Here is an 11,951-nt window from a genome sequence, read left to right on the forward strand (position 1 = left end):
CGTGTCGCTTGACCCCATTTCGGCCTCGACGCACAATAATCCGCCGTGTTAGCGTCCCCTCATGCTTTCCGACACCTTCAAGAGCGCTCGCGCTCGCACCACGGCCCTCGTCATCGCCTTCGGCGTCGTCGCCGGTGGCGTCGCCGTCACGGCCGCGCCTTCGTTCGCAGCGAACGGCGACCAGGTCGACGCGAGTGTCGACCGCGGCCCGGCATCGGCCTCGGTCTCCGAGGAAGCGATCGCGGCGGACGCTTCCGGCGTCACGGTCACGGGCTCTGGCTTCACGCCGGGCAACGTCGTCCACGTGCAGGTTGTCGGCCCCGACGGGCAGACCAACTGGTCCTGGGGAACCGAGTCGCACAAGGTCGACGAAGCTGGTGTCGTCAGCGCTGAGCTGAAGAGCGACGAGGCGTGGAGCGAAGGTGACTACTCGGTCGTGATCTTCGAGTCGGAGGGCCTGCAGGCCTCGACGGCGTTCGCGGCAGTTGCGCCGGCGGGCACGGAGACGCCTGCTCCGACGGAGACGGCAGCTCCCGAGCCGACCGAGACCTCGACCGAGACGGCGACGCCCGAGCCGACGGAGACCGAGACGGCGACTCCCGAGCCGACCGAGACGGCCACAGAGACCCCCGAGCCGACGCTCACCGAGGAGCCCACGCTCGAGCCGACGGAGACCGCGAGCGTCGCCCCGACTGCGACGGAGACGGTCACGCCCTCCCCGACCGAGACCGAGGCTCCCGTTGCGGCCCCCGCTGTGGCAACCGAGCAGGCCAGCTACACGCAGGAGGAGGCCGCAGAGGGCATCACCTACGTCGCGACCGGCTTCGCACCCGGCGCCGAGCTGGGCCTCACGCTCCTGCTCCCGGATGGCAGCTCCGCGGAGTTCGAGTCCGCCGAGCCGATCACTCCGGATGCGGACGGCAACTACGCCGGCATCATCACGTACGACGCAGCCTGGGCTGTCGGCGACTACGGCATCACGCTCACGACCATCAGCCCCGCGGCTGGCGAGGAGACCGACGCTCCTGCTGCCGACTCTGCCCGCGCGGTGCCGCTCATCGTGCAGGAGGAGTCCGAGCTGACGGCGTCTGCTGAGTCGCCCTCGGCGGTGGAGCTCGAGCCCGACGCCGGAGCAGCTGCGGCAGAGCAGACGGCCACGACGTCCTTCTCGGTCACCGGCGAGACGCCAGCCACCGGCGGCACGTCGCCGAGCGCGACTTCTGCCCCGGCTGGAAGTGGCGGCAACGGTACTGGCAACGGCGACACCAAGGGCAAGGCGCAGAGCAAGTCGCTCGCGACCACCGGCGCGGAAGACGCCTTCGGCGCGGCGGGCATCGGCCTGCTCGTCCTCGGCCTCGGTGCCGCCGCGGTGACTGGCGCGCGCTTCCTGAGCCGCCGTCGCGAGAGCTGACAGCAACGAAGATTGCGATGAGCGGGGCTGGGGCCAAATGGCTCCAGCCCCGCTTTCTTTCTGTCGGCGGCGATTTCCATGCGTTTTCACGCAACTGGGGAGAAGTCCCCAGTCTGGATACCGGTCCAAAACCGTGCCAGTAAATGTCGTTTGACCAGGGCTTTAGTCGCCTCGGCACGAACCGAAGCAAGCTCGATTTCGCTATGTTCCGACTTAACCTTCTGGACATCACCTGTGAGTCGGGCCAAGATTTGGTTATGGCTTCCTCATTCTTCTCTCCGTCGCGCAAGCGCGCGTCCGCGTTCGCGATCGCCTTCGGCGTGTTCGCCGGCGGCGCCGTGCTGACTGCCGCCCCTGCGTTCGCAGCAACGACCACCCCTCCCGTCGAGAGCACGACTCCGGCGGAGACGTCCGCCGCATCCGAGGCGACGGGGCAGGCAACGAAGTCGAGCTTCACGCCCGACGAGAACATCACGTACACCCTCACGGGGTTCGCTCCTGACCTCGCTCTCTCCAGCATCACGCTCACGCTGCCCGACGGTTCGACCGTCCCGGTCGAGCCGAGCGGCGACTCGGCTTGGGACGTCGACAGCGACGGCAACTACAGCGGCGAGCTCATCTCGTCCCTGGGCTTCGACGTGGGTGACTACGGCGTCAGGATCACGCAGAACTACACCGACGCATCCGGCCCCGCACAGCACGTCGTGACGTTCGGCTTCACCGTGGCTGAGGAGTCGAGCCCGGAGCCGACCGAGACCGCGACGCCGACCGCGACGGCCACGCCGACCGAGACGGCAACGCCGACTGAGACGGCCACGCCCACGGCAACGCCGACGGCGACCAGCACGCCGACCGCGACGCCGACCCCCACGGTCGAGGCTCCGCTCGCCTACGCGAACGCAGACAGCTTCCTCCCGACGGACAACATCACGTACACGGCGCAGAACTTCACGCCGGGCCTCGCGCTCGACCTCACGGTCACCTCCCCGTCCGGCTCCTCGGTCCAGGTCGACCCGACCGACGACTCCGTGGTCGGGGAAGACGGCAGCTACCCGGGCGTCCTCATCAACCAGTCGGGCACCCCGCTGCCCCTCGGTGAGTACACCGTGACGCTCTCGCAGTCGAGCGGTCTCTCGGCGACGTTCACGTTCCTCATCGCCGAGGCGACGCCGGGCACCACGACCGCGCCGACCACGGCACCCACGGTCACCACGGTCCCCGTGGGCAACGGCGGAGGCACCAACACGGGCCACAAGTCGCCTGAGCTCGCAACGACGGGTGCGGAAGACGCATTCGGCGCAGCCGGCATCGGTCTCCTCGCGCTCGCCACGGGAGCCGGCGTGCTCGTCGCCCGCCGCCTGGCGACCAAGAAGGCCTAGCAGCTCACTGAGCTCTTCGTAAAGAGGGCGTCACCTTCGGGTGGCGCCCTCTTCGCGTTCCCGCACGCGCGCCTGCCCGTCTGCACGCCCTGCCTGCAGCATGACGAAAGCCCCGACCTGGAATCCCTGGTCGGGGCTTTCGTGCACATGGCGGAGGATAGGGGATTCGAACCCCTGAGGGCTTTCACCCAACACGCTTTCCAAGCGTGCGCCATAGGCCACTAGGCGAATCCTCCACGGGAGCGCCAGGCGCTCACCTCGAAAGAGCATAGCGGGTCTGGCGGCCGTTCGTGAACGCGAGGGCCAAATCGACCCGCGGCGAGCCCGCGAGGCGCGCCCTGGCTACAGCTTCTTGACTGCCTCGCCCACCTCGTCGTCGCCAGACACGACCTCGAACTGCTTGTGGATGCCCACGCGGCGAACCAGCAGGGCCGCGATCACCGCCGCCACGTCTGCACGAGGAATGCTGCCGCGCTCGACCTGCTCGCCCACCTTGACGTGGCCAGTCGGCTCGTCGTCGGTGAGGCCGCCGGGGCGCACGATCGTCCAGTCGAGCTTCGCGCTGCGGGCGCGGATATCGGCGTCGGCCTCGCTCTTCGCCCGCAGGTACACCTGGTAGACGTCGTCGGAGTCGCGGTCGAACGTATCCGTGCCGATGGCGGAGACGACGACGAACCGGCGCACGTTCGCGATCTCTGCAGCATCCGCCGAGAGGATCGCGCCGTCGCGGTCGAGCGTGAGCTTGCGCTCCGCGGAGCTGCCGGGGCCAGCACCCGCGGCGAAGACGACTGCATCCACATGGCCGAGCTGCTTGGCGAGGTCGGTCGCCGTGCTCTGCTCGAGGTCGGCGATGACTGGATCCGCGCCGAGCTCCTTGAGGGAGTCCACGTAGTCCGGGTTGCGGATGATGCTCGTGACGCGGTGACCGCGCTCGATGAGCTGGGTTGTCAGGAGGCGTGCGATCTGACCATTTCCACCGATGACTGCAATTCTCATGCCTGCAGTCAAGCTGGTCAGCCTGAGTTCACGGCCAGCGTTCGCGGCGGGCGATCTGCGAGCGGCCGCGGGGCCGGCGATCGAACGGGCAGCTGCGGCCTGAGTGGCGGGGATGAGTCGCAGGAAAAGAAAAGACCCCCCGCGCACCCGCCAGAGCCCGGTTACCCTTGCTGCGTTTCCGCCCTGGGGGAGTTGGCCTGGATGGCGCCACGCGAGGAGCCGTCGACCATCATAGCGCGACGTGAGCGAGACGCGAATCGGGGGCGATTCGAATTGGCAGGATCACGACAGCCCGCTGACTCGGCACCCGACTACCATTGCCTGACGTGGGGACAAGCATCTACATCACGTCATCAGAGGGTCACTCTGGCAAGTCAGCTATCGCGCTCGGCGTGGTGAGTGCCCTGAGCCGGTCGATCGGCCGGGTCGGCGTGTTCCGACCCATCGTGCAGAGCGCTGAGGCGCGAGACGACATCCTCGAGCTCCTGCTCTCGCAGCTCGACCCGCAGAACCGCGGCTTCGAGTACGAGTCGGGCTTCGGGGTCACCTACGACGACGTGCACGCCGATCCCGACGAGGCGCTGTCCCGCATCGTCACCCGCTACCGGGCCCTCGAGCGGCGCTGCGACACCGTGGTCATCGTCGGAAGCGACTTCACCGACATCGGCAACCCCGCCGAATTGGGCTTCAACGCTCGAGTCGCCGCGAACCTCGGCGCGCCGGTCCTGCTCGTCCTGACCGGCCTCGATGCCGACAAGGGGCAGCCGCGCACGCCAGAGCAGCTGGCGCAGGCGCTCGAGGTCACCCTCCCCGAGCTCGACGCTGCGCACGCGACCCTGCTCGCCATCGCCATCAACCGCGCAGACGAGCACGCGACGGAAGAGGTGCGTGCCGCCGTCGCAGACCGCGCGCTCCGCGAGCTCGGTCACAAGGTGCCCGTGTGGGCGATCCCCGAGACGCCGCTCCTCATGGCTCCGTCTCTGTCGCAGCTTCTGGATGCGGTCGGCGGCGAGCTCGTCTACGGCGACCGCGAGCTCCTCGGTCGCGAGGTCCTCGGCGTCGTGCTCGCGGGCATGTCCATGCAGAACGTCCTCGAGCGCCTCAAGGAGGGTGCCGTCGTCGTCATCGCGGCCGACCGCACCGAAGTGCTCCTCGCCGTGCTCCTCGCGCAGCGAGCCGAGACGTTCCCGTCGCTGACGGGCATCGTCGTCAACGGCCCGTTCGAGTTCCCGCCGGCGATCGAGCGCCTCATCAAGGGCCTCAACGTCGAGGTGCCCATCATCCGCACCAACTTCGGCACCTACGACACAGCCCAGCGCATCATGCAGACCCGCGGACGCCTCGCCGCCGCGGGCATCTCACGCCGCAAGATCGACCTCGCACTCGCCAAGTTCGAGCAGCACATCCCGGCCATCGAGGTCGTCGCGCTCCTCAACGTCAAGCCGTCGCTCGTCGTGACGCCGCTCATGTTCGAGAACACGCTCCTCGACCGGGCCCGCTCCGACCGCAAGCACATCGTCCTGCCGGAGGGGAGCGACGACCGCATCCTCGTGGCGGCGGGCTCGCTGCTGGCACGCGAGGTCGCCGAGATCACGATCCTCGGCGAGGAGTCCGAGGTGCGCGGCCGTGCATCCGCCCTCGGCGTCGACATCTCGGCAGCTCACGTGCTGAGCACGAGCAACCCCGACTACGTCGCCCGCTTCGCGGAGGAGTACGCGCGGCTCCGCGCACACAAGGGCGTCACGATCGAGGCCGCGACCGAGCGCGTGCGCGACGTCAGCTACTTCGGCACGCTCATGGTGCACCTCGGCCTCGCCGACGGAATGGTCTCAGGGGCCGCGCACACCACGGCCCACACCATCCGCCCCGGCTTCGAGATCGTCAAGACCAAGCCGGGCGTCTCCGTCGTCTCGAGCGTCTTCCTCATGGCCCTCGCCGACCGCGTGCTCGTCTACGGCGACTGCGCCGTCAACCCCGACCCGACGGCAGAGCAGCTCGCCGACATCGCCATCTCCTCCGCCGAGACGGCCACGCAGTTCGACATCGCCGTGCGCGTCGCGATGCTCTCCTACTCGACGGGGGAGTCGGGGTCCGGCGCCGACGTCGACAAGGTCCGCACCGCGACCGGCATCGTGCGCGAGCGCATGCCGGACCTGCCCGTCGAAGGGCCGATCCAGTACGACGCGGCGACGGATGCGGCGGTCGCGAGCAAGAAGATGCCAGGCAGCCAGGTAGCCGGCCGCGCCACGGTGTTCATCTTCCCCGACCTCAACACGGGCAACAACACGTACAAGGCAGTGCAGCGCTCCGCCGGAGCTGTCGCGATCGGGCCGATCCTGCAGGGCCTGAACAAGCCCATCAACGACCTCTCCAGAGGCGCGCTCGTCTCCGACATCATCAACACCGTCGCCATCACGGCGATCCAGGCGCAGCGCTCCTAGGAGCATCCGCCTCACGTCCCGCCCGCCTCTCGCGGGTCTCGAGAAAGGGTGCTCATGAGCATCGTCCTGGTCGTCAACTCCGGCTCGTCGTCCTTCAAGTACCAGCTGATCGACATGGAGCGCGAGGAGACGCTCGCGTCCGGCCTCGTGGAGCGCATCGGCGAGAGCGTCGCCAGCGTCACGCACAAGACCGGGGGAGCGACCTTCGCGCGCGAAGCGGACATCCCCAACCACACGCGCGGGTTCGAGGCCATGCTGGAGGGCTTCGAGGAGCACGGCCCGAGCCTCGCCGAGTTCCCGCCGGTCGTCGTGGGGCACCGCGTCGTGCACGGCGGGCGCCGCTTCTTCGACGCGGCCGTCATCGACGGCAAGGTGCTGCAGGACATCGAGGACCTCATCCCGCTCGCGCCGCTGCACAACCCCGCCAACCTCGAGGGCATCGTCGGCGCGCGTGACGTCTTCGCAGAGACGCCGCACGTCGCGGTCTTCGACACGGCCTTCCACACGACGATGAGCGAGGCCTCGTCGCTGTACGCACTGGACGCGGCCGTCGCCAAGGAGCACAGGGTGCGCAAGTACGGCGCGCACGGCACGAGCCACAAGTTCGTCTCCGAGGAGACCGCAGGCTTCCTCGGGCGTGACCTGGGGGAGCTCAAGACGATCGTGCTGCACATCGGCAACGGCGCCAGCATGTGCGCCGTCGACGGTGGCCGTTCCGTCGAGACGAGCATGGGAATGACCCCGCTCGAGGGCCTGGTCATGGGCACCCGCACCGGCGACCTCGACCCGGCCGTGCTCGTGCACCTGTCCCGTCGCGGCGGCTACACGATCGACCAGCTCGACGACCTCCTGAACCGCAAGTCCGGGCTGCTCGGGCTCACGGGGTCCGGCGACATGCGCGATGTCCGGCAGAAGGCGAACGCGGGCGACGAGCGCGCTCAGCTCGGCCTCGCCGTCTACGCGCACCGCATCCGCCACTACCTGGGTGCCTACATGCTGCTGCTCGGAGGAGTCGACGCGATCGTCTTCACCGCCGGCATCGGCGAGAACGACGCCCAGCTGCGCGCCGACGTGCTCGAGGGCCTCGAATGGCTCGGCGTGAAGCTCTCGCCCGAGCGCAACGAGTCGTCGTCGCGGGATGCTCGCCGCATCTCAGCAGACGACTCGCGCATCGAGGTGCTGGTCGTGCCGACGAACGAGGAGCTCGAGATCGCGCGGCAGAGCCTGGCCGCGATCGCCTGACCTGAGCCGGAGCTGACCTGGAGGGGCGCGGTATGACCCGGCTCGGCTCGGCCCGGCGGGGTCTGAACCAGACCAGCTTGCCCTTGCCTCGGCCGATCACGGCTTTCCGCATCCGCATCCGCATCCGCATTTCGCATCCGCATTTCGCGCCCTGCCTCCCACGCCCCCGCGTCGTCGGAGAGTGATCGCTGCCCGCCGATTTGCCGCTGAAGGGTGCCTCTGAAGGGTCATTTGGCTGGCAGCGATTTCGGCAGGGGCGCTGCTTCGGGGCCACTTGGCTGGGAGGGAGAGAGTCTGCGCGCGCTGTGAGCCCCACGGTGCGGATAGGGACGGTCCGCGGCGCGCCCGATGTCGGTGGTGGCGTCTACGATGGTGCGCATGGCCACAGCCCTGTACCGCCGCTATCGGCCTGAGAACTTCGCCGAGATGATCGGGCAGTCGCAGGTCACCGAACCCCTCATGACCGCGCTGCGCACCGGTCGTGTCAATCACGCCTACCTGTTCTCCGGCCCGCGAGGGTGCGGGAAGACGAGCTCCGCGCGCATCCTCGCCCGCTGCCTGAACTGCGCGGAGGGGCCGACCGACACGCCATGCGGTGTCTGCCAGTCGTGCGTCGAGCTCGCGCGCGACGGCGGAGGCTCGCTCGACGTGTTCGAGATCGACGCCGCCAGTCACGGTGGCGTGGAAGACGCTCGCGAGCTGCGGGAGCGCGCCATCCTCGCGCCGAGCCGCGACCGCTACAAGATCTTCATCATCGACGAGGCGCACATGGTGACCTCGGCCGGCTTCAACGCCCTGCTCAAGGTCGTCGAGGAGCCGCCGGAGCACGTGCGCTTCGTGTTCGCGACGACCGAGCCCGAGAAGGTCATCGGCACGATCCGCTCGCGCACGCACCACTACCCGTTCCGGCTCATCCCGCCGGCCCTCATGCTCGAGTACGTCGAAGAGCTCTGCACCAGCGAGGGCGTCACCGCCGAGCCCGGCGTGCTGCCCCTCGTCGTGCGTGCCGGGGGCGGTTCTGCCCGAGACACGCTCTCGCTGCTCGACCAGATCATCGCGGGCTCCGAGACGGGTCTCCTCGGCTACCAGCGCGCCGCTGCCCTCCTCGGCTTCACCGGCCAGGAGCTGCTCGACGAGTCGATCGATGCCTTCGCCGACGCCGACCCTGCCGCTGCCTACACGGCGGTCGACCGCGTCATCCAGTCCGGCCAAGACCCTCGCCGCTACGTCGAGGACCTGCTCGAGCGCTTGCGTGACCTCATCGTCGCCAAGGCCACGGGTCCCGGTGCCGGCGCAGTGCTTCGCGGGCTCGGAGCGGACGAGGTCGAGGCGCTTCGCGTCCAGGCCGGTCGATTCTCGCCTGCCGCACTCACGGGCATCGCCGACCTCGTCAACGAGACCCTCACCGACATGAGCGGGGTGACCTCGCCGAAGCTGCACCTGGAGCTGCTCGTCGCGCGGATCCTCGTCGCTTCGCGGGCCGACTTCATCGACAGCGGCACGTTGCTCGCCGTCGCGGATGCGCCGGGCACGTCGCCGAAGCGTCTCGCCGCCCCTGCCGCCTCGGGTGCCACCGCGCCGGCCGCTGGTTCCGCCGCGTCGGCGCCAGCGGATGCGCCTGCCGCAGCTCCGCAGGCGGGCGCGCCTGCCTCAAGGTCCGAACCAGCCGCAGCCCACGCGACGCAGCCGTCGCAGTCGCAGTCGCTTGCCGACCGTGCGCCGAACGAGGCCGTGGTGCCACCGGTTCCCGCTGCCGCGCCTGCCGCCGGGGAGCCCGACACGGCGTCTGCGGCGCGTCTCGCCGCCGCGTCCTGGGCCGCCGCGACCCCAGGGTCTGGGGCGACCTCGAGCTCCGGCGCTCCCGCAGCCTCGGCAACGACTCCGGCGGAAGCTTCGGCCTCGCCGGCTCCAGCGGCGTCCGCACCTACACCTACACCTACACCTGCATCGGCTCCGGCTCCGGCTCCGGTGGTGCTGCCGCCGACCGAGCCCTCGGCGGAACCGGCCTTGGACGCGGGGCCTCCCTCCGCGCCCATCGAGGAGCAGACCACGCCGGCCCCCGTCGGTGAAGCGAGCCAGGACTCCGAGCCCGAGCCCGACGCGGGTCGCACGGCCGAGGTCGAAGCGCCCTTCGACGGCCAAGCGCCGGCGGACGCCGACGCCCCTGCCGAGGACGAGCCACCCGCTCCGCCCGTCGCGGAGTCTGCGCCTGAACCCGAGTCTGCGCCTGAAGCCCAAGCCGAGTCCACGCCGGCCCCCGTCTCCGCGCCGGGCCTCACCGCCGCGCAGGAACCCGCACCCGGCGAGGCCCGCGAGCCGGCTCCGGCCCCGCACGCCACGGCCGCGCGAGCATCCGCTGAGCCGCCCGTGTTCGCGCAACTGCGTGACGCCTGGCCGACGCTGCTCGAGCGCATGCGCGACCTCGGTGGCACACACGCCTGGAGCGTCGCCCAGTCGGTGCACCCGCGCGATCTCGTCGGCGATCTCCTGGTCTTCGAGGTGCCGTCGCGCGCCGTGCTCGATCAGTTCCGCGGCGAACGAGGCGCCGCCGACGCGCCGAGCGCCGTGCTGCGCACCGCCATCCAGGAGATGTTCGGCATCACCGTCAAGTTCCAGCCGCAGCGACCAGGCGGAGCGGGCGGGGCCGGCGCGCCAGGAGGAGGCCAGGCTCCCAGCCGCGGCGACGACCCGGCGCCGGCACCAGCGGAGCCCGACCCGGCACCGGCTGCAGCTCCAGCCAAAGCTCGAGCGGCGGACACTCGCACCGCCGGCACCTCGCGAGAGCAGTCCACGGCTGCACCGACCGCGACTCCGGCGCCCTCCGAGCGCTCATCCACGACCCCTCCGGCGAAGGCCTCATCCTCGTCGAGCGGCCTCAACTGGACCGTCGCGAAGATCCCCGGGCAGGAGTCGGTTCCCGACGACGGCCCCGGTTCCGGATGGGCTACCGCGGCCATCCCCGGGTCCGGCCCTGCCTCGGGCGCGAGCTCGACGCCTCGCGTGCCCGCAGCATCCGCCCCGGGTGCGGTGGCGACCACGAGCGCAGCACCCGCGGTGCAGGCGGCACCTGTGGACGACGAGGTGTCAGCGCCCGTGGCAGCGCCAGCTCCGAAGCGCACCCAGCGCGTCGCGAGCGCACCCGTGATTCCCGGCGTCGAGCGCTACGGTGAGGCCATCGTTCGCGAGCGCCTCGGCGCACGCTTCATCGGCGAGGACATCATCGTGCCCGAACCCGAGGCCGCCGAGCTGCCGCCCGAGGACGACTTCTCCGCACCACCACCACCTGAAGACGGGGGCTATTGAGCCGTGCGTGCACCATCATTCGAAGGTCGGAGCAACTGAGCCATGTATGAAGGCATCATCCAGGACCTCATCGACGAGCTCGGGCGCCTGCCCGGCGTTGGTCCCAAGTCCGCGCAGCGCATCGCGTTCCACATCGTGCAGACGCAGTCCTTCGACGTGTCGCGGCTCGCGCAGATCCTCGCCACCGTTCGTGAGCGAGTGCAGTTCTGCACCGTCTGCGGCAACGTCAGCGAGGGGCCCGAGTGCAACGTGTGTCGCGACCCGCGTCGCGACCGCACCGTCATCTGCGTCGTCGAGGAGCCGAAGGACGTGGCCGCCATCGAGCGCACCCGCGAGTTCAGCGGCCTCTTCCACGTGCTGGGCGGCGCCATCAATCCGATGGAGGGCATCGGTCCGGATGACCTGAACATCCGCACCCTCCTGGCCAGGCTCGAATCGGGGGAGGTCAAGGAGGTCATCGTCGCGACCGACCCGAACCTCGAGGGAGACGCCACGGCGTCGTACCTGAGCCGGCTCCTCACGAGCATCGGCGTGCCCGTCTCCCGGCTCGCCTCCGGCCTCCCCGTCGGAGGAGACCTCGAGTACGCCGACGAGATCACTCTCGGTCGCGCCTTCTCCGGCCGCCGCGCCATCGACTGACCGTCGCGCGGCGGACTGGCGAGTTCCGCCGGTCCCGCCGTCAGTCGCGTCAGCGCCGGCCGCGCCGCCTGCTCCGCCGCTGATTGCCACCCCGCTCCGCCGCGCCCCTCCGCTGATTGCCACCCCGCTCCGCCGCGCCCCTCCGCTTCGCCCTGCTGGCCTCACTTCTGCCGCCCCTGAACCTGCCACCTCCACCCGGGTGGCGCAGAGTTGTGGGTTGGTGCGGTTGCGCGCGTTGTCGAGTGCATCTGCCCACAACTCTGTCGCGGGGATGGGCGGGTGAGTGGGTCGGCGGGTCTGCGGGCCGGTGGGTCCCTGAGCGGGTCGGCGCGACGCCGCGCGGCGCAGAGTTGTGGGTGGGTGCGGTTGCGCGTGTTGTCGAGCGCATCTGCCCACAACTCTGTCGAGGGGATGGGTGGGCGAGTGGGTCTGCGGGTCTGTGGGTGAGCGGACGAGTGGGTCGGCGGGTCGGTGGGGCCCTGCGTGGGGCGGTGCGACGCCGCGCGGCGCAGAGTTGTGGGTGGGTGCGGTTGCGCGTGT

The 11,951-nt window shown here is 70.1% G+C and carries 7 protein-coding genes, 1 tRNA gene and 1 other RNA gene; 6 read left to right on the top strand and 3 right to left on the bottom strand.

What is annotated here, in order from left to right; translation table 11 throughout:
• The first annotated feature begins 61 nt into the window (after positions 1-61).
• Positions 62-1,411, top strand: coding sequence for a hypothetical protein (locus ITJ61_RS19580; RefSeq protein ID WP_194687197.1), 1,350 nt, complete (start codon positions 62-64; stop codon positions 1,409-1,411).
• 257 nt (positions 1,412-1,668) lie between these two features.
• On the top strand, positions 1,669-2,790 hold the full coding sequence (locus tag ITJ61_RS19585) for a hypothetical protein (RefSeq protein WP_194687198.1): 1,122 nt from the start codon (positions 1,669-1,671) through the stop codon (positions 2,788-2,790).
• Positions 2,791-2,938: 148 nt separating this feature from the next.
• Here the strand turns inward: ITJ61_RS19585 and ITJ61_RS19590 are convergent.
• The 3 genes from ITJ61_RS19590 to ffs all read right to left on the bottom strand — a co-directional run bounded on the left by ITJ61_RS19590 (position 2,939) and on the right by ffs (position 4,010).
• Positions 2,939-3,026 (bottom strand) — tRNA-Ser (locus ITJ61_RS19590).
• Between the two features lie 106 nt (positions 3,027-3,132).
• Complete coding sequence (locus ITJ61_RS19595) at positions 3,133-3,786, bottom strand: SDR family oxidoreductase (RefSeq protein WP_194687199.1); 654 nt, start codon at positions 3,784-3,786, stop codon at positions 3,133-3,135.
• 127 nt (positions 3,787-3,913) lie between these two features.
• An RNA gene (gene ffs, locus ITJ61_RS19600) (signal recognition particle sRNA small type) lies at positions 3,914-4,010 on the bottom strand.
• A 102-nt stretch (positions 4,011-4,112) separates the two neighbouring features.
• Here ffs and pta point away from each other — a divergent pair.
• The 4 genes from pta to recR all read left to right on the top strand — a co-directional run bounded on the left by pta (position 4,113) and on the right by recR (position 11,411).
• A complete protein-coding gene (gene pta / locus ITJ61_RS19605) occupies positions 4,113-6,227 on the top strand; it encodes a phosphate acetyltransferase (protein ID WP_194687200.1) in 2,115 nt (704 codons plus the stop codon).
• A 54-nt stretch (positions 6,228-6,281) separates the two neighbouring features.
• Positions 6,282-7,469, top strand: coding sequence for an acetate/propionate family kinase (locus ITJ61_RS19610; RefSeq protein ID WP_104243391.1), 1,188 nt, complete (start codon positions 6,282-6,284; stop codon positions 7,467-7,469).
• A gap of 378 nt (positions 7,470-7,847) precedes the next feature.
• Positions 7,848-10,772, top strand: coding sequence for a DNA polymerase III subunit gamma and tau (locus ITJ61_RS19615; RefSeq protein ID WP_194687201.1), 2,925 nt, complete (start codon positions 7,848-7,850; stop codon positions 10,770-10,772).
• 42 nt (positions 10,773-10,814) lie between these two features.
• Entirely contained in the window at positions 10,815-11,411 is a 597-nt protein-coding gene (gene recR / locus ITJ61_RS19620) for a recombination mediator RecR (RefSeq protein WP_068476612.1), read from the top strand.
• The last annotated feature ends 540 nt before the right edge of the window (positions 11,412-11,951 follow it).

The sequence above is a fragment of the Pseudoclavibacter sp. VKM Ac-2888 genome, from assembly GCF_015351285.1.
Lineage (GTDB): Bacteria > Actinomycetota > Actinomycetes > Actinomycetales > Microbacteriaceae > Pseudoclavibacter.